The following is an 18220-nucleotide window of genomic DNA, read 5'->3' on the forward strand; positions in this document are numbered from 1 at the left end:
CCGACAACGCGGCGGGCCGACGGGGGGTGTGTCCCCGTCGGCCCGCCGCGTACAGCCGAGTTGACGCCGGCGACGCGCGCCGGTGCGCCCGCCGGTCAGGCGTCGACCTTCTCCATGACCTCGTCCGAGACATCGAAGTTGGCGAAGACGTTCTGCACGTCGTCGCTGTCCTCCAGCGCGTCGATCAGCTTGAAGATCTTCCGTGCCCCGTCCTCGTCCAGCTCGACCTGCATGGTCGGCACGAAGTTGGTGTCGGCGGAGTCGTAGTCGATGCCGGCCTGCTGGAGCGCCGTGCGGACCTCGACCAGGTCGGTCGCCTCGCTGAGCACCTCGAAGGACTCACCCAGGTCGTTGACCTCCTCGGCGCCCGCGTCGAGGACGGCGCCCAGGACGTCGTCCTCGCCCAGCTCCCCCTTGGGGACGATCACGACGCCCTTGCGGTTGAACAGGTATGACACGGAGCCGGGGTCGGCCATCGAGCCGCCGTTGCGGGTCATCGCGACGCGGACGTCGGAGGCGGCACGGTTGCGGTTGTCGGTCAGGCACTCGATGAGCACGGCGACACCGTTGGGCCCGTAGCCCTCGTACATGATCGTCTCGTAGTCGGCGCCACCGGCCTCCAGGCCGGCGCCGCGCTTGACGGCCGAGTCGATGTTCTTGTTCGGCACCGAGCTCTTCTTCGCCTTCTGGATGGCGTCGAAAAGGGTCGGGTTGCCGTCGACATCGGCGCCCCCGGTGCGGGCCGCGACCTCGATGTTCTTGATCAGCTTCGCGAAGAGCTTGCCGCGCTTGGCATCGATCACGGCCTTCTTGTGCTTCGTCGTAGCCCATTTAGAGTGGCCGGACATCTGCCTGTCTCCTTCGCGTAACCAATCCTGCTCCGTTCGGCAGAGATCCTACCGGGAGCCCCTCACCCCGCGGAGCGCACCATCTCCGTGAAGAAGCCGTGCAGCCGGTGGTCGCCGGTGAGTTCCGGATGGAAGGCCGTGGCGAGGGCGCTGCCCTGCCGTACGGCCACGACATGCCCGCCGTGCTCGGCCAGCACCTCCACCTCGGCGCCCACCGACTCCACCCACGGCGCCCGGATGAAGACTCCGTCCACCGCTCCCACACCGACCACGTCGACGGCCGCCTCGAAGGACTCGTTCTGCCGTCCGAAGGCGTTCCTGCGGACGATCATGTCGATGCCGCCGACCGTCTCCTGTCCGGAGCGCGGGTCGAGGATCTTCTCGGCGAGGAGGATCAGGCCGGCGCAGGTGCCGTAGACCGGCATCCCGGCGCGTACGCGCGATCGCAGCGGCTCCAGCATCCCGAAGAGGACGGCCAGTTTGGACATGGTCGTCGACTCGCCTCCGGGGATCACCAGCCCGTCGACGGCGGCCAGTTCGTCCGGCCGCCGTACGGTCGTGGGCACCGCGCCGGCCGCCGCCAGGGCGGCCAGATGCTCCCGTACGTCGCCCTGGAGGGCCAGGACGCCGATCAGCGGGCCGCGCGCGGCGCCCTGGTCACCAGCCACGGTTGGCATAGTGCTCGGACGCGGGCAGGGTGTCGATGTTGATGCCGACCATGGCCTCGCCGAGGTTGCGGGAGGCGTCCGCGACGATCTTGGGGTCGTCGTAGAAGGTGGTGGCCTTGACGATGGCGGCGGCGCGCTTGGCCGGGTCGCCGGACTTGAAGATGCCGGAGCCGACGAAGACACCCTCGGCGCCGAGCTGACGCATCAGGGCCGCGTCCGCCGGGGTGGCCACGCCTCCCGCGGAGAAGAGCACGACGGGCAGCTTGCCCAGCTCGGCGACCTCCTTGACGATCTCGTACGGGGCGCGGAGCTCCTTCGCGGCGGCGTACAGCTCGTTGTTGTCGTAGCCGCGCAGCCGGGCGATCTCGTTCTTGATCTGGCGCAGATGACGGACCGCCTCGACGACGTTGCCGGTGCCGGCCTCGCCCTTGGAGCGGATCATGGCCGCGCCCTCGGCGATACGGCGCAGGGCCTCGCCCAGGTTGGTCGCGCCACAGACGAACGGCGTGGTGAAGGCCCACTTGTCCGAGTGGTTGACCTCGTCGGCCGGGGTCAGGACCTCGGACTCGTCGATGTAGTCGACGCCGAGGGACTGCAGGACCTGGGCCTCCACGAAGTGGCCGATGCGGGACTTGGCCATCACCGGGATCGAGACGGCCTCGATGATGCCCTCGATCATGTCGGGGTCGGACATCCGCGCGACGCCGCCGTCCTTACGGATGTCGGCGGGAACACGCTCCAGCGCCATCACGGCGACCGCGCCGGCGTCCTCGGCGATCTTCGCCTGGTCCGGCGTGACCACATCCATGATCACGCCGCCCTTGAGCTGCTCGGCCATGCCGCGCTTCACGCGCGCGGTGCCGGTCTCGGGGGTCTGGCTGGTGGGGATAAGCGTGCTGGACACGGGAACGACCTCACTGGGACGGGGGCGGGACCGGTTGACGATGTGAGCAAACCTCTCCGGACCAGTCCACAGCAAGGGCCAATGGAAGGCCTGTGGATCGTTCTCGCGGCCCCCTCCCGCCCCCTCCCCCGGCTCCCCGGCTATGCGGGCCGGTTGGCGAGGGCCACCGGCGGCTCGTCGTCCATCTCGAAGGCGAGCGGGGACGGCGCGTGCCCGGCGAGGCGGAACCAGCGGACCGTACGGTGCCGGCGCAGCGCGCGGGCCGCGCGTACGGAGTCGTTGTGGAAGCGCCGGGCCATGGGAACGAGGCGTACGGCGGCGGCCAGCTCGTCGGCGGCCTCGTCGCCGCCCGGAGCCGCCCGTACCGCCTCGACCTGCGCGACCTCTCCGAAGACGGCCCGCAGCGCCTCGCTCAGTTCGCTCTCGGCCACCTCACGCTGCTCGTCCTCGGCCTGGCGCGCGGCGTGCGCGCCCTGGTAGAGCACGATCGAGGCGGCGGGATCGAGGAGGCCCGCGGTGGCCAGCTCCTGGGCGACCGAGGCGCGGCGCACCAGTTGGGCGTCGAGGGAGGCCCGTGACGCGTCGATCCGCGAGTGCAGTCGGTCGAGGCGGCCCGCGGTCCAGCTGAGGTACAGGCCGATCGCCAAGAGCCCGGCGAAGATCCAGATCAGGGTTTCGGTCACGAACGGCAGGCTACTTGTGGCCGGGTGCCCTTCCGCCACCCCGTCCCGTCCGGATTCCGGGAGTGACCACCGGGACGCCCTCCTGAGAAGGGGGCGCCCGCACGACAGCCCCCAGGGCCTGTCCGGCGGACACGACCCTGGGGCGGGTCCGCGAGACAGCGGAGGGCGGGGCCCGGGGCGTCCGGTGCGATACATCGCGAGGCGCGAGGATGGTGCTCGTACCGGCGTACCCCGCCGACTTTCGACAACGCGGCGAGCGCGCGTGCCAGGGACCGCGAGCCCGGCAAGATCCAAACGACAGGCCCTGGGGCGTGTTCTGAAAGTCCCGTCTGGCTCACGGCGCCTGGCACGCTCGCTCGCCGCGTTGTCGGGTCGCCCGAGTACGCCCGGGCCATCCACAACGCTGATCCTCCGCCTTGCGATCGCGCGCACCAGACGCCGTGAGCCCCGCCCTGCGGGCGGACGACGCCACTTTCAAAACACGCCCTAGTCGCGCGCCGCCAGGCCGAAGCGGGCGCGGAGGCCGACCCGTTCGTCCGTGGCGACCGACGCCGCGCCGTCGGTCACCGTCTCGTAGACCGCGAGAATGTCCGCGCCCACCGTCGACCAGTCGAAGCGCCGCACATGCGCGCTGCCGCGCTCGCCCAGCTCCTCGCGCCGCCGAGAGTCACCCAGCAGCCGTACGGCGGCCTCCGCCAGCGCGTCCGCGTCCTCGTTGGCGAACAGTTCTCCGGCCTCGCCCTGGTCCAGGACCTGCGCGAACGCGTCCAGGTCGCTCGCCAGCACCGCCGCGCCCGCCGACAGCGCCTCGACGAGGATGATGCCGAAGCTCTCGCCCCCGGTGTTGGGCGCCACGTACAGGTCGACGCTGCGCAGCAGCCGCGCCTTGTCCTCGTCGCTCACCATGCCCAGGAATTCGACGCTGCCGCGCATCTCCTCGGGAAGCGAATCCACCGCCTCCTTCTCGTCGCCGCGCCCGGCGACCAGCAGCCTCGTGTCGGGGAACGCTTCGAGGATCCTCGGCAGGGCCTTCATCAGGACGGGCAGCCCCTTGCGCGGCTCGTCGATGCGCCCGACGAAGCCGATCGTGCCGCCCTGCCACCGGGGGTTGACCGCCGCTCTCGCGAAGAAGTCGACGTCGACCCCGTTGGGGATGACGACGGCGTCGCCGCCCAGATGCTCGACCAGAGTGCGCCGCGCGTACTCGCTGACCGCGATCCGTGCGCTTATCTTCTCCAGCGCCGGCTGGAGGATCGCGTACGCGGCGAGCATCACCCGCGAGCGCGGGTTCGACGTGTGGAACGTCGCGACGATCGGCCCCTGCGCCGCCCAGCAGGTGAGCAGCCCGAGCGAGGGCGCCGTGGGTTCGTGGATGTGGATGACGTCGAAGGTGCCGTCGTGCAGCCAGCGCCGTACCCGGGCCGCCGCCAGGAAGCCGAAGTTCAGCCGGGCGACGGAGCCGTTGTACGGCACGGGCACGGCCCGCCCGGCGGAGACCACGAACGGCGGGAGCGGCGTCTCGTCGTCGGCGGGCGCGAGCACGGAGACCTCGTGGCCCAGCCGGATCAGATGGTCCGCGAGGTCCCTGATGTGGAACTGCACTCCGCCCGGTACGTCCCAGGAGTACGGGCAGACGATGCCGATGTTCACCCGGCCCCACCGACCTTCTCGGGGCTTCCGCCGGTCCCGGCGTCCGTGTCGGGACGGGGTTCGAGGTCGGCGAGCCAGAGACGTTGCAGCATGTGCCAGTCCTCCGGATGCTCGGCGATACCGACGGCGAACTTGTCGGCGACGGCCTGTGTCATCACAGACGACTTCTCGGCGCGTTTGCCTGTCTCCGGCACCTCGACGGCCGGAAACACCCGTCCACGCATCAGTTTCGGCCCGTCGAAGTGGAGTGAGACCGGGAACAGCAGTGCCCCGGTCTGCTGCGCGAGCATGGCGGGCCCGGCCGGCATCCGGGTCTTCTCGCCGAAGAACGTCACCTCGACGCCGGACGCGGACAGATCCCGGTCGGCGACCAGACACACCAGTCCGCCGGAGCGCAGCCGTCGGGCGAGCGTCCCGAAGGCGGTGCCCCCGGTGTGCGGCAGCACCTCCATACCGAGGCTCTCGCGGTATTCGACGAAACGGTCGAAGAGCGATTCGGGCTTGAGCCGTTCCACGACGGTGGTGAACGGAACGCCCATCCCCCGGGTCAGCCAGGCCCCGGCCAGATCCCAGTTGGCCAGATGCGGCAGGGCCAACACGACGCCCCGCCCACTTTCCAGACCCTCCGTCAGGAGATGGATGTCCTTGATCTCGACGCTGTCCCGCACCCGCTCCGCGCTCCAGACCGGCAGCCGGAACGACTCCATCCAGTACCGCATGTACGAACGCATGCCGGCCTTCGACAGCTCCGCGAGGCGCTCGGGGCTGGCGTCCGGCACCACGCGGGCCAGATTCGACTCTAGCCGCAGCACGTTCGAGCCGCGCCGCTTCCAGACGGTGTCGGCGATGGTCCTGCCGAGGGCGACGGCCACCGGCTCGGGGAGCGTCTTGACGGTGCTCCAGCCGAGTCCGTAGAGGGCGTCGACGAGCCGGTCCCGCCCGCCGCTCATGAGGCGGACCCGCCGGCCCTGGCCGCGTCGGCCTCGGCCGACTCGCGCCGTACGGTCACCACACGCTGCCCGAGTGTCACCAGACTGCCCGCGGCCACCACCCACAGCGCGATCGGCAGCAGGATGTCGATACCGGGCACCCCGAACTTGTGCATGCCCGCGAGACCCGCCGCCACCAGGGAGATGACAAGACGCTCGGCGCGCTCGATGAGCCCGTTGACGGCCACCGGCAGCCCTATGGATTCGCCGCGGGCCTTCGTGTACGAGACGACCTGGCCGCTCGTCAGACAGAAGATGGAGACGGCGCAGAGCACATTGTTGTCGCCCGTTCCCGCGTACCAGAGCGCGAATCCGCCGAAGACCGCGCCGTCGGCGACCCGGTCGAGCGTGGAGTCGAGGAAGGCCCCCCACCGGCTGGAGATCCCGGCCTGCCGCGCCATGTTGCCGTCGATGAGGTCGGAGAAGACGAAGAGCGTGATGACGATCGTGCCCCAGAAGAACTCTCCCCGGGGGAAGAAGACCAGCGCTCCCGCCATCACCCCCGCGGTACCGATGAGTGTCACGGCGTCGGGACTCACCCCCCGGCGGAGCAGAAACGCGGCGAACGGGGTGAGGACACGCGTAAAGAATGCACGCGCGTACTTGTTCAGCATGGCCTTCCCGACGGTCGTTGGGCAGGCGGCCCCATCGGCCACCGGCTGGCCCATCGTAGCCAGGACCGCGGGCCTCCACCGCCGGGGCGCCCACCTCCGGCAGAACGGGCGCTCCGGCTCCGCGTGACGACCGACGTATGGACGCGGGCCGACGCGAGTGGAAAGCTCGAAGGACCACCGTGGGCATCGCAGGAGCTGCCACGCGCGGCCCCCACTGCCCGCGCCCCGACTCCTCACCGTGCGATCGATCGGGAGGCATGATCATGGGCGACAAGGCGAACGGACATCCCGGGGCCGCCGGCAGGGCGACAACGGCCGGCCGGCCCTCCTCGGTACGGAACGTGGCGCTGGTCGGCCACAGCGGATCCGGCAAGACGACTCTGGTCGAGGCCCTGGCGCTGACTGCGGGGGCTCTCACCCGGGCGGGCCGCGTGGAGGACGGCGGCACGGTCTCGGACTACGACGAGATCGAGCACCGGCAACAACGTTCCGTACAGCTGTCCCTCGTCCCGCTGGACTGGGGAGAGTGCAAGATCAATTTGCTGGACACCCCCGGCTACGCGGATTTCGTCGGGGAGCTGAGGGCCGGTCTGCGAGCCGCGGACGCGGCCCTTTTCGTTGTCTCGGCCGCCCAGGAGGCGGAGGCGGTGGCGGGCTCCACCCGTGCGATGTGGGAGGAGTGCGCCGCCGTCGGCATGCCGCGCGCGATCGTCGTGACGCATCTGGAGACCGCCCGCACCGGCTTCGAGGAGCTGACGCGGGTCTGCGGCGGGATCTTCGGCGGTGACGACCCCGACGCCGTCCTGCCTCTGTATCTGCCCGTGTTCGGCGCCGAGGGCCCCGACGGGCACGCGCCGGTCACCGGGCTCACCGGACTGCTCACGCGGAAGATCTACGACTACTCGTCCGGCACCCGCGAGGTGCTCGCGCCCGACCCCGCCCGGCTGCCGCTCATCGACGCCGCCCGGGACCGGCTGATCGAGGGGATCATCGCCGAGAGCGAGGACGAGACCCTGATGGAGCGCTATCTGGGCGGCGCCGAGATCGACGAGCGGACGCTCGTGGACGATCTGGAGAAGGCCGTCGCGCGAGGTGTCTTCCACCCCGTCCTGGCGGCGGCGCCGGCCGCCGGCGGAGCGCGCCAGGGTCTCGGCACGGTCGAGCTGCTCGAACTGATCACCCGGGGGTTCCCCACCCCGCTGGAGCGCCGCGCGCCCGAGGTGACGACCCCGCGCGGCTCGGAGCGCCCGCGCCCGAGCTGCGACCCGGGCGGCCCGCTGGTCGCCGAGGTCGTCAAGACGGCGTCCGACCCGTACGTGGGACGGCTCTCCCTCGTCCGGGTCTTCTCCGGCACGCTGCGGCCCGACGAGACGGTGCACGTCTCCGGGCACGGGCTCGCCGACCGCGGTCACGAGGACCACGACGTGGACGAGCGGATCGGCGCGCTGTCGGCGCCCTTCGGCAAGCAGCAGCGGATCCTGGACAGCTGTGTCGCGGGCGATCTGGCGTGTGTGGCGCGGCTGTCGCACGCCGAGACGGGCGACACGCTCTCCGCCAGGGACGACCCGCTGCTGATGCGGCCCTGGACGATGCCCGATCCGCTGCTGCCGCTCGCCGTGGAGGCGCACAGCACGTCGGACGAGGACAAGCTGTCGCAGGGCCTCGCCCGGCTCGCCGCCGAGGATCCGACGATGCGCCTGGAGCAGAACCCGGCGACCCGTCAGGTCGTGCTCTGGTGCCTCGGCGAGGCGCACATGGACGTGGCCCTGGAGCGGCTGCGCAACCGGTACGGCGTCCAGGTGGACGTCGTACCGCACAAGGTGTCGCTGCGGGAGACCTTCGGCGAGCGGGCGTCGGGGCGCGGCCGGCTCGTCAAACAGTCAGGCGGCCACGGCCAGTTCGCGATCTGCGAGATCGAGGTCGACCCGCTGCCCGCGGGCTCCGGCGTCGAGTTCGTCGACCGGGTCGTCGGGGGCGCGGTACCCCGGCAGTTCATCCCCGCGGTGGAGAAGGGCGTACGGGCGCAAGCGGCGCGCGGGGTCGCCGCCGGGCATCCGCTGGTCGACGTACGGGTGACGCTGGTGGACGGGAAGTCGCACTCGGTGGACTCCTCGGACGGTGCTTTCCAGACAGCGGGCGCGCTCGCGCTGCGCGAGGCGTCCGAGCAGGCGCGAATCGAACTGCTGGAGCCGGTCGCCACCGTGGAGGTCGTGGTCCCCGACGAGTACGTGGGCGCCGTGATGAGCGACCTGTCGGGGCGGCGCGGCCGGGTGGTCGGTACGGATCAGGCCGGGGCGGGACGGACGGCCGTACGGGCGGAGGTGCCGGAGATCGAGATCGGCCGGTACGCGATCGATCTGCGGTCCGTCTCGCACGGCACGGGCCGGTTCAGCCGCTCGTACGCCCGGCACGAGGCGATGCCGGCGCATGTGGCCGACCGTGTCCGGGAGAACGCCGCCGCGGAGGTGGTGTCCTGAGGACTGCGCCGGGGGCGCGGGAGTCTCGTGTGCCGGGACCGGATTCTTCCTGACGCGGGGTGTGTTCCGCGGGTTACGCTGTGGTGCGCCCCAGCTCAGCAGGTGTACGGGGCACCGTAGTTGGGAAAAGGGCGCAGCAGCGGATGCTCGCGGCGATGGGGGCGGACAGTGGCGCACGAAGGATTCGATTTCTCTCCGGGAGCTCAGGTTCCGCTCCAGGGGTCGGCAGGTCAGACGGCGGCGTCGCACGCCCTGGCCTCGGCGGCGTACCGCGACAGCCCCATCGAGGAGATCCTCAAGGCCGACAGCGAGTGGCACAAGTCGACGGTGAAGAAGGGCAAGGTCTCGCTCTTCGAGCCGAATCTGGGCGAGGCGTTCTCGCAGGCGGTGCGGGCTCGGATGCTGGGCGGCGGCCGTGCCGCGCTGATCCAGTCCTTCGGCATGGAGCCGCAGTCGGTGGTCGAGCACTGTCTGGCCGCCATCCGCATCCGCAAGGAGCGCGACACCCGGCTCACGCTGGTGGCCGTCGTGTTCGGTCTGCTGTTCCTGCCGGGGACGCTGCTGTGGATCGGTGTCTTCCAGCTGCGCAGGACGCTCGCCGGGTCGAAGGACAAGAAGGCCGGCGCGATCGGTGGCGCGCTGCTCCTCGGTGTCGCCGCGCTGGCCGTGGTCTTCATGGTCGCGCTGCCGTTCACGGGCTTCCTCGGCTGGTATCTGCGCGGCATGATCATCGCACCCGTCATCGGCTGGCTGGTCGCCAAGCGGATCTGCGAGACGACGGCCAAGGATCTGCGGGCCCGCTGGAGCGATCTCCTGTCGGGCGGAGGCGTCGGCGCCAAGGTGCCGGAAGCGGTGCCGGGGCATCCCGACGAGACCGCGCGGGAGGAACTGCGCAGCGGACTGGAGAAGCTGACGGCGGAGCAGCGCTCCAACGCGGTCTTCTACGCGGGCCCCAAGGGCATATTGGGCATGGGCACCCGGTGGGGCAGCTGGCAGCTCGCCGAGGACCTGGTTCCCAAGGAGGCCGGCAAGGAGATCCACCAGTTCCGCAGCTACGACGTGATACGGGCGATGCACGACCAGCTGAAGATGCTGGAGCGCGGCCCGCTCAACTCGGGCGGGTTCCCCAAGCCCGAGGTCAAGCACTGGATCGTGCGACCGGTCGGTGAGAACGCCGGATCGGTGAGCCGGCCGGAGGGTCAGGACGTCGAGGCGTACCAGGTCAAGCCGCACGAGATACAGCGGATCTGCAACCACCAGCAGTTCGGCGCGGGCGACCGGCACTATCTGGGTGTGCAGTTCGTGCTGTGGGACGGCCAGTTGATCATCACGATGATGATCACGGTGACGGTCCTGCACGAGACACTGCGTATCGAGGTGACGGGTCACGCGCTCGGGCCGGTGCACTCCCTCTTCTTCTCCAAGCCGTCGCCCAAGACGGTCACGACGGCCAAGACGGTCCGCTTCTGGGAGACCAAGACTCGCAACCTGCCGCTGGTGGAGCCGCGTGAGGCGGTACGGCTGGCGGTGCGCGCCCCGTTCACCTGGTACCCGCCGATCCTCGACTTCCTCGGCGGGAAGCTGTCGCTGCCCGAGCCGTTCGGTCTGCGGCACGCCTGGGCCGAGAAGCCGTGGCGCCACCGCTTCATGGCGGACGACGCGATGCGCGCGGCGACGCCGGTGCTCCGGGTGGCGCACACGGCGGCCCTGAAGGTACTGAGCGACAACGGCGTGGACACCGAGCGCTTCGGCAGCCGCTCCTCCTCCCTCAGCGGCGCGGTCCAGGACCCGTCGCCGAGGAAGGTCGACGTGTACGACGCGTGACGAGGGCTACGAGTCCGCCTTCGGCCACGCGTCGGCGAGCATCACCCGGGTGTCGGCGAGGAGTTGGGGCAGCACCCGGGTACGGGCGACGACGGGCATGAAGTTGGCGTCGCCGCCCCAGCGCGGCACGACGTGCTGGTGCAGATGGGCGGCGATGCCGGCCCCGGCGACGGCGCCCTGGTTCATGCCGATGTTGAAGCCGTGCGCCCCGGAGGCCGTACGCAGCGCGGTCATGGCCCGCTTGGTGAAGGTGCTCAGCTCGTCGGTCTCGGCGTCGTCCAGCTCGGTGTAGTCGGCGACGTGCCGGAACGGTACGACCAGGAGATGGCCGCCGTTGTACGGATAGAGGTTCAGCACCGCGTACACCGACTCGCCGCGTGCGACGACGAGCCCGTCCTCGTTGGACTTGAGCGGGATGGAGCAGAAGGGACAACCCTCGCCCGGGTTCGGGCTGGTGGGCTTGTTCTCGCCCTGGATGTAGGCCATCCGGTGAGGCGTCCACAGTCGCTGGAACGCGTCCGGGATGCCCACTCCGATCTGCTGCTCCGGCTCACTCGTCATGCTGTGCAGCATATGACTTCGGCCCGGTGAAGCGTGTCGCCGGGCCCGCCCCGTCCCCTCCCCGGCGATGCTGGCGCGATGCATGTCCGGAACCGAGCGAACCGCCTGCGTGACTGGGAGCGGCGCCTCGAACTGCCACTGCTCGTCGCCTCGCCGCTCTTCCTCGCCTGTTACGCGGCGCTGGTGCTGAACGACAGCCGCGACCCGGTCGTGGGTGATGTCGTACTGGGCGTCCTGCTCGCGGTCTGGGCGCTGTTCGCCGTGGACTACGCGGTACGTCTGGTACTGAGCGGCCAGGGGGCCCGCTTCGTGACGGCGCACTGGCTCGACACGGTCGTCCTGCTGCTGCCCCTGCTGCGCCCGGTGCGGATCGTGAGCACCTATGTGACGCTCCAGCGCCGCCGCGACGAGCCGCGGCTGAGTCTGTACGGGCGGGTGATGCTGTACGCCGGTGTGACGGCGGTCCTGCTCAGCTTCGCCTCCGCGCTCGCGGTCTACCAGCAGGAGCGCGGTGCGCCGGGCGCCACCATCCGGACCTTCGGGGACGCGGTGTGGTGGGCCTGCTCGGCGATCACCACGGTCGGGTACGGCGATGTGACACCGGTGACGCCGCTCGGGCGGCTGTTCGCGGTCTTTCTGATGGTGTGCGGTCTGGCGCTGCTGGGCGCGGTGACGGGTTCGTTCTCCTCGTGGCTGATCCAGGTCTTCGACCGGGAGGACCGGTCGAGGACGAAGGACCGGGGAGAGCAGGGTGACGACCGGGGAGAGCGGGGAGGGCGCGCGGTACGGCCTCCGGGAAGCTGACGCCTCCCCGGAGGCCGTACCGGACCCGCTCCGTCGTCTCAGACCTGTACGCGGCGCTCCACGACGTCCAGGAGCTCGGCGAGCGCCTCGTCGGCGGGAATGCCGTTCTTCTGCGTGCCGTCCCGGTAGCGGAAGGACACCGCGCCGTTGGCGACGTCCTCGTCGCCGGCGATGATCATGAACGGCGTCTTGGCCTTCTGGTGGTTGCGGATCTTCTTCTGCATCCGGTCCGCCGACGCGTCCACCTCGACGCGCAGCCCCTTGGCCTTCGCCCGCGCGGCGAACTCCTGGAGGTAGGGCACGTGCGCGTCGCCGATCGGGATGCCGACCGCCTGGACGGGGGCCAGCCAGGCCGGGAACGCGCCCGCGTAGTGCTCCAGGAGCACGGCGAAGAAACGCTCGATCGAGCCGAACAGCGCCCGGTGGATCATGACCGGCTGCTGCTTGGTGCCGTCGGACGCGGTGTACTCCAGCTCGAACCGCTTCGGCTGCTGGAAGTCGACCTGGATGGTGGACATCTGCCAGGACCGGCCGATGGCGTCCTTGGCCTGTACGGAGATCTTGGGCCCGTAGTACGCGGCGCCGCCCGGGTCAGGAACGAGCGGCAGACCCTGCTTGTCGGCGGCCTGCTGGAGCGCCGCGGTGGCCTCCTCCCACTCCGCGTCCTCGCCCATGAACTTGTCCGACTCCGGGTCGCGGGTGGACAGCTCCAGCTCGAACTCGGACAGGCCGTAGTCGCGCAGCAGCTCCAGCACGAAGGTGAGCAGGGAGTCCAGCTCCTGCGGCATCTCCTCCTTGGTGCAGTAGATGTGCGCGTCGTCCTGGGTGAAGCCGCGTGAGCGGGTGAGGCCGTGCACGACCCCGGACTTCTCGTAGCGGTAGACGGTGCCGAACTCGAACAGGCGCAGCGGCAGCTCGCGGTAGGACCGCCCGCGCGCCTTGAAGATCAGGTTGTGCATCGGGCAGTTCATGGCCTTGAGGTAGTAGTCCTGGCCGTCGAACTCCATGGGCGGGAACATGCCGTCCGCGTAGTGCGGCAGGTGCCCCGAGGTCTCGAAGAGCTTCTTCTTCGAGATGTGCGGGGTGTTGACGAACTCGTACCCGGACACCTCGTGGCGGTGGCGCGAGTACTGCTCCATCTCCTTGCGGATCACCCCGCCCTTGGGGTGGAAGACCGCGAGACCGGAGCCCAGCTCGTCGGGGAAGGAGAACAGGTCCAGCTCGCTGCCCAGCCTGCGGTGGTCGCGACGCTCGGCCTCGGCGAGGAAGTCGAGGTGGGCCTTGAGCTCCTCCTTCGACGGCCACGCGGTGCCGTAGATCCGCTGGAGCTGGGGGTTCTTCTCGCTGCCGCGCCAGTAGGCGGCGGCGGACCGCATGAGCTTGAAGGCCGGGATGTTACGGGTGGTGGGCAGGTGCGGGCCGCGGCACAGGTCCTTCCAGCACAGCTCGCCGGTCTTGGCGTCGAGGTTGTCGTAGATCGTCAGCTCACCGGCGCCGACCTCGGCCGACGCGCCCTCGGCGGCGTCGGCGGCCTTGCCCTTGAGCCCGATCAGCTCGATCTTGTACGGCTCGTCGGCCAGCTCGACGCGTGCGTCCTCGTCGGTGGTGACCCGCCGGGAGAACCGCTGGCCGCGCTTCTGGATCTCCTGCATCTTCTTCTCGACGGCCTTGATGTCGTCGGGGGTGAAGGGCTCGGCGACATCGAAGTCGTAGTAGAAGCCGTCCTTGATCGGCGGCCCGATACCCAGCTTGGCCTCGGGGAACAGCTCCTGCACGGCCTGCGCCATCACGTGCGCGGTGGAGTGGCGCAGGATGTTCAGGCCGTCCTCGGAGGAGATCTCCACGGGCTCGACACTCTCGCCGTCGGCGACCTCGTAACTGAGGTCCTTCAGCTCTCCGGCCACCCGGGCGGCGATCACGGTGCGCTCGCCGGGGAAGAGGTCGGCCGCCGTAGTGCCCGTCGTCACCACGCGCTCTTCCCGCTCGGAATCGCGTTCGATGGTCACGCGGACATCTGACACCGGTCTCTCCTGACTCACGGGGCGCGCAGGCTCGTTTCCGTACGCGTCGGGAATCGTACCGAGCCGGAGGGGCCACTCGCTAAACGGTTCAATTGTGCCGTCATCTCCGGCGTACGCCGCAAAGGGTGCGGGTATCACCGATTCGGGCAGTCGGCCGGATGCCATCTGCCAAGCGTGCGTGAGGAGTTCAGGGATGACGCACTGGTACGAGGGCCCCCTGGCCGCATTCGACATCGAAACGACGGGCACCGACGCCGAGGAGGACCGGATCGTCTCGGCCGCCCTCGTCGTCCAGGACGTATCGGGCGCTCGGGCCCGGGTCACCCGCTGGCTGGTCAATCCGGGTATCCCGGTGCCGGTCGAGGCGACCGAAGTGCACGGCCTCACCGACGCGTTGGTCCAGCGTTCGGGCCGCTGGCCGGCTCCGGTGATCGAGGAGGTCGGGCGGGGCCTCGCCGAGCAGTGCATGGCGGGCCGGCCACTCGTCGTGATGAACTCGCCGTTCGGACTGACGCTGCTCGACCGAGAGATGCGGCGCCACCGCAGCTCCTCCATGGCCCGATATATGGAGAACGCCCCGTTCTGCGTGCTGGATCCGAGTGTGCTCGACCGGCATCTCGATCCCGTCCGCAAGGGCCGGCGGCGGCTGGTCGATCTCTGTTCGCTCTACGGGGTGGTGCTGGACGGCTCCCACGACGCCGCCGCCGACGCGGCGGCTGCGCTGGAAGTGGTCCGGTCGCTGGGGCGCCGGTTCGCCACCACGACACAGCAGCTCACCGCGGCCCAGCTGCACGCCCGGCAGGCGGTCTGGCACGCGGCCCAGTCACGGGGCAGGCAGGAGTGGTTCGCGCGCGGCGGCTCACGGGTGGCGGCCGACCCGGCGTGGCCGCTGCGGCCCCAAATGCCGGCTGTGGCCTGACCGCTGGGCCGCGGGTCCGGGCCGGGGCCCGACAACAGCGAGGCCGGTCCGTCAGCGACGGACCGGCCTTTCCCGGTGGGCGATACTGGGTTCGAACCAGTGACCTCTTCGGTGTGAACGAAGCGCTCTCCCACTGAGCTAATCGCCCGGGAACGGACTGAACCATACAGGTCTCGGCGGGTTTCGTTCAAACGGTATGGCCGCCCGCGAGGACCTTCCGCAGCCCCCGCCGCCCGGCCCGCATCATCAACGCGTGGTTGGCCAGGAAGAAGGGCCGCCCGGGCACGGCGAAGCGGCGCAGCAGCGGTTTGTTGACGACGACCTCCTGCTCGTACAGGGCGCGGGTGCCGCCGCCCCGGGCACTCAGGGTCCAGCGTGCCCACCCTTCGAGATCACCCGTCATGGCGATCTCCAGGACGCGGGCCCGCGGGTCGCTCCTGCTCGCGCGGGCGTGGACGAAGAGGTCGTACGGAATCACCGACCGGAACCGGGCCGTCCCGCCGCGCTCGTCGACCGGCGTCACCTCCCGGACCTGCGGCCACCAGTCGGGGTACTCACCGGCCCGTTCCAGCACGCCGAACACGGTGTCCGGGGCGGCGTCGAGATCCCAGACGCTGCGGAAGCGGTAGTGATGCCAGTCCATGGGCCAAGTGTGCGCCCCCCGCCCGTACTCAGACCCGTATCTGAGTACGAGAGCCGATGGCCCGTGCTGTGGCGCGGACCACACTCCACTCCATGGAGAACGTTCCGCGACCGGCCGAGGAGCTCGCGGTCCTCGATCACGAGCTCGCCCGAATCGAGGCGCGCAGAGCGCAGTTGCTCGCCCGCAGGTCCTATCTGCTGACGCTGCTGACACCGGTGGCACCACCGGTGCCGCCGGTCCCCCGGGCGCGGCGCGCCGCCCGGGCGGCCGAGACGTCCCCGCCGAGCGTGCAGAACGCCCTGCTCGCGCTGGGCGGCGTACTGCTGACCATCGCGGCCATCGCCTTCACCGTGGTCAGCTGGGGCTCCCTGGGTATCGGCGGCCGGTCCGTCGTGCTGGGCACCGTCACCGTCGCCGCACTCGCCGCCCCGGTCCTCCTGCTGCGCCGCTCCCTGGCCTCGACCGCCGAGGCCGTGGGCGCGCTGGCCCTGGTCCTGACCGTCCTCGACGCCTACGCGCTGTACCGGGCCGCGCTGCCCGACACGGATCCGCTCGGCTACACGGCCACCGTGTGCGCCGTACTGGCCGCGCTCTGGGCGGGATACGGACTGCGGGCCGGCGGGCTGCGCACGCCGCTGCCCGCCGCGGTCCTCACCGCCCAACTCCCCCTGCCGCTCTGGGCGCTGGCAGCCGGCGCGAGCGAACTCACCCTCGCGTGGGCGCTGCTGGCGACCGCCGCCGCCGACACGGCGTTCGTGCTGTGGACCAAGCCCGCGCCCGCAAGGTCGATCGCGGGTGTCACCGCCTGGGTGAGTGGTGGCTGGGCCCTGCTGATCGCGGTCGGTCTCTCGCTGATCGCCGACGCCCCGCTCGACGCCGCCCGGCCCGGCGTGCCGCTGCTCGCCGGTGCCGGCCTGGGTCTCTTCGTGGCCGTGCGCGTTCCCGGCGTCTCGTTCGCCTGCGGGCTGGTGGCCGGTCTGGCCGCGACCACCGCGATCGCCGGTGTGCCGCGTCCCTCCGTACCTCTCGGCTGGGCCGTCGTCGGGTATCTGCTGTGCGGCGCGGCCCTGTTGACGGCTGTACGGGCGCCACTGCCCCACGCGGCGGTACGCGGGCTGGGCGCGGCCGCCGGAGCGGTCGTGGCCGGGGCCGTTCTGTGGACGCTGCCCCCGGTGGCCGTGACGGTCCTGGGCCCTGTCTCCCGGGTCGAGCACATCTGGTCGGGCGCACCCGGCAGCGCGCGGGAGGCGCTCGGAACGGATCCGGGGTGGTCGGCGACGGCCACGGCGCCGCTGGTGCTGCTGATCGCCGCGGGGCTCCTCGCCGCCGCGTGCCGCCACCTGGCAGCCTCCGCGCGACCGGCCGCGCTCTGCGGTGCGACGGCGCTCGGCTGGGCCGCGGCGCTGGTGCTTCCCGGGGCGCTGGACCTCGGGTATCCGGCGGCCGTGGCGACTCATCTCGCCCTGACGGCGGGCGCGTTGGCGCTCGCGGTGTACCCGCGCCGGTCCGCCTACGGGGCCTGGTCGCCGGTCCCGACGACCGCCATGGTCTGCGGGCTCGTCGGCGCGGCAGCCGTCTCGCTGCTGGCCCTGGCCACGGAGACGACCACGCTGATCACCCTCGGGGTGCTGCTCATCCTGCTCTGCGGCGGCGCGGTGGCCCTCGGCCCCGCCGTGGCCGAAGCCGCAACCGAAACGAACACCGGCACCGGCACCGGCTCCACCCGCGCCGGCTTCCTGGCGCGGCCCTTCCAGGCTCTGCTCGCCTGCGCCGCCGTCGTGACGGCCGCCGCCCTGCTCTGCGCGCTCTGCGCGTCCGCCGGGCTGCCCCGCGAGCACACCGCCCTGGCCGTCCTCGCCGTCCCCGCCGTCGTCGCCCTGCTCGGCGCGCGCCCGCGAGGCCGTCCCGTGGCTCTGCCGATGGAGCTGACGGCGGCCGGAGCCGGTCCCCTCGCCGTCATCCTCGCCGCCGGGCACCCGGAGAGCGTCGCCCTGGTGCTCGCCCTCTGCGGAGTCGTCGCGGCGGGCACCGCGCTGCGCCCGGACCGCCGCCCGGCGGCCGGGTATCTCGCGGCGGCGCTGTTCGTCCTGGCCACCTGGGTGCGGCTGTACGCCTCCGACGTGGCGACCCCGGAGGCTTACACCCTGCCGGTGACCGTCCCCGCGCTCGTGGTGGGTTTCCTCCGGCGTCGCGGCGACCCCGAGGCGTCGTCCTGGACGGCGTACGGCCCCGGCCTGGCCGCGACGCTCCTGCCGAGCCTCGCCGCCGCCTGGGGCGACACACACTGGCTCCGGCCGCTGGCGCTGGGACTCGCCGCACTGGCCGTCACGCTCGTCGGCGCCCGGCTGAGGCTCCAGGCGCTGCTGGTCCTCGGCGGCGCCGTGCTCGCCCTGGACACACTGCACGAGCTGGCGCCGTACGTCGTCCAGGCCGTCGGAGCCCTGCCCCGCTGGCTGCCGCCCGCCCTCGCCGGACTGCTGCTCCTGGCGCTGGGCGCGACCTACGAACGGCGCCTGCACGACGCCAGACGGCTCCGGGAGTCGCTGGGCCGGATGCGCTGACGGGCCGGCGGTCGGGAATCACCTGCGGAAACAGCGATGCCCCGGAGACGGTGA

Annotated in this window: 15 protein-coding genes and 1 tRNA gene; 5 read left to right on the forward strand and 11 right to left on the reverse strand. The window is 71.2% G+C overall.

The genetic code is table 11. The annotated features are described in order from the left end of the window. Positions 1 to 95 precede the first annotated feature (95 nt). The 7 genes from IEY79_RS21780 to pgsA all read right to left on the reverse strand — a co-directional run bounded on the left by IEY79_RS21780 (position 96) and on the right by pgsA (position 6410). On the reverse strand, positions 96 to 848 hold the full coding sequence (locus IEY79_RS21780; protein ID WP_189109241.1) for a YebC/PmpR family DNA-binding transcriptional regulator: 753 nt from the start codon (positions 846 to 848) through the stop codon (positions 96 to 98). A gap of 62 nt (positions 849 to 910) precedes the next feature. Beyond that, on the reverse strand, positions 911 to 1516 hold the full coding sequence (gene pdxT / locus IEY79_RS21785; RefSeq protein ID WP_229701016.1) for a pyridoxal 5'-phosphate synthase glutaminase subunit PdxT: 606 nt from the start codon (positions 1514 to 1516) through the stop codon (positions 911 to 913). Continuing rightward, positions 1506 to 2420 carry a pyridoxal 5'-phosphate synthase lyase subunit PdxS gene (gene pdxS / locus IEY79_RS21790; protein WP_189109243.1) on the reverse strand — a complete coding sequence of 305 codons (915 nt, stop codon included), beginning with the start codon at positions 2418 to 2420 and terminating at the stop codon, positions 1506 to 1508. The genes pdxT and pdxS overlap by 11 nt, the downstream gene beginning before the upstream one ends. Before the next feature lie 140 nt (positions 2421 to 2560). Continuing rightward, entirely contained in the window at positions 2561 to 3103 is a 543-nt protein-coding gene (locus IEY79_RS21795) for a hypothetical protein (protein ID WP_189109244.1), read from the reverse strand. A gap of 486 nt (positions 3104 to 3589) precedes the next feature. Then, a complete protein-coding gene (locus tag IEY79_RS21800) occupies positions 3590 to 4753 on the reverse strand; it encodes a glycosyltransferase family 4 protein (RefSeq protein ID WP_189109245.1) in 1164 nt (387 codons plus the stop codon). Then, on the reverse strand, positions 4750 to 5703 hold the full coding sequence (locus tag IEY79_RS21805) for a phosphatidylinositol mannoside acyltransferase (RefSeq protein WP_189109246.1): 954 nt from the start codon (positions 5701 to 5703) through the stop codon (positions 4750 to 4752). The genes IEY79_RS21800 and IEY79_RS21805 overlap by 4 nt, the downstream gene beginning before the upstream one ends. After that, positions 5700 to 6410: a phosphatidylinositol phosphate synthase gene (gene pgsA, locus IEY79_RS21810; RefSeq protein WP_373292591.1), complete on the reverse strand. Its 711-nt coding sequence runs from the start codon at positions 6408 to 6410 to the stop codon at positions 5700 to 5702. Before pgsA ends, IEY79_RS21805 begins: the two co-directional genes overlap by 4 nt. Positions 6411 to 6619: 209 nt before the next feature. Between pgsA and IEY79_RS21815 the strand changes: the two genes are divergently transcribed. Together IEY79_RS21815 and IEY79_RS21820 are read left to right on the forward strand one after the other, a co-directional pair. Beyond that, positions 6620 to 8833 (forward strand): elongation factor G-like protein EF-G2, encoded by a 2214-nt coding sequence (locus tag IEY79_RS21815; RefSeq protein ID WP_189109248.1) that lies wholly within the window; start codon positions 6620 to 6622, stop codon positions 8831 to 8833. Positions 8834 to 9001: 168 nt separating this feature from the next. Continuing rightward, positions 9002 to 10657, forward strand: a complete 1656-nt coding sequence (locus IEY79_RS21820) for an AbeC-like domain-containing protein (protein WP_189109249.1) — start codon at positions 9002 to 9004, stop codon at positions 10655 to 10657. Between the two features lie 6 nt (positions 10658 to 10663). Here the strand turns inward: IEY79_RS21820 and IEY79_RS21825 are convergent, their stop codons facing one another. Then, positions 10664 to 11230: an HIT family protein gene (locus IEY79_RS21825; protein ID WP_189109250.1), complete on the reverse strand. Its 567-nt coding sequence runs from the start codon at positions 11228 to 11230 to the stop codon at positions 10664 to 10666. A 66-nt stretch (positions 11231 to 11296) separates the two neighbouring features. Here IEY79_RS21825 and IEY79_RS21830 point away from each other — a divergent pair, with 66 nt between their 5' ends. Continuing rightward, complete coding sequence (locus tag IEY79_RS21830) at positions 11297 to 12022, forward strand: potassium channel family protein (RefSeq protein ID WP_189109251.1); 726 nt, start codon at positions 11297 to 11299, stop codon at positions 12020 to 12022. Between the two features lie 38 nt (positions 12023 to 12060). Here the strand turns inward: IEY79_RS21830 and thrS are convergent, their stop codons facing one another. Beyond that, entirely contained in the window at positions 12061 to 14043 is a 1983-nt protein-coding gene (gene thrS / locus IEY79_RS21835; RefSeq protein ID WP_189109252.1) for a threonine--tRNA ligase, read from the reverse strand. A 193-nt stretch (positions 14044 to 14236) separates the two neighbouring features. On the opposite strand from thrS, the gene IEY79_RS21840 reads away from it, so the two are divergent. After that, positions 14237 to 14962: an exonuclease domain-containing protein gene (locus tag IEY79_RS21840; RefSeq protein WP_189109253.1), complete on the forward strand. Its 726-nt coding sequence runs from the start codon at positions 14237 to 14239 to the stop codon at positions 14960 to 14962. A gap of 76 nt (positions 14963 to 15038) precedes the next feature. On the opposite strand, the gene IEY79_RS21845 is transcribed toward IEY79_RS21840, so the two are convergent. Both IEY79_RS21845 and IEY79_RS21850 read right to left on the reverse strand, forming a co-directional pair. Further along, positions 15039 to 15110, reverse strand: a tRNA-Val gene (locus IEY79_RS21845). A 39-nt stretch (positions 15111 to 15149) separates the two neighbouring features. Continuing rightward, positions 15150 to 15605 carry an SRPBCC family protein gene (locus IEY79_RS21850; RefSeq protein ID WP_189109254.1) on the reverse strand — a complete coding sequence of 152 codons (456 nt, stop codon included), beginning with the start codon at positions 15603 to 15605 and terminating at the stop codon, positions 15150 to 15152. A gap of 92 nt (positions 15606 to 15697) precedes the next feature. On the opposite strand from IEY79_RS21850, the gene IEY79_RS21855 reads away from it, so the two are divergent. Then, on the forward strand, positions 15698 to 18166 hold the full coding sequence (locus IEY79_RS21855; RefSeq protein WP_229701017.1) for an SCO7613 C-terminal domain-containing membrane protein: 2469 nt from the start codon (positions 15698 to 15700) through the stop codon (positions 18164 to 18166). The last annotated feature ends 54 nt before the right edge of the window (positions 18167 to 18220 follow it).

The sequence above is a fragment of the Streptomyces camponoticapitis genome (assembly GCF_014646115.1).
Classification (GTDB): domain Bacteria; phylum Actinomycetota; class Actinomycetes; order Streptomycetales; family Streptomycetaceae; genus Streptomyces; species Streptomyces camponoticapitis.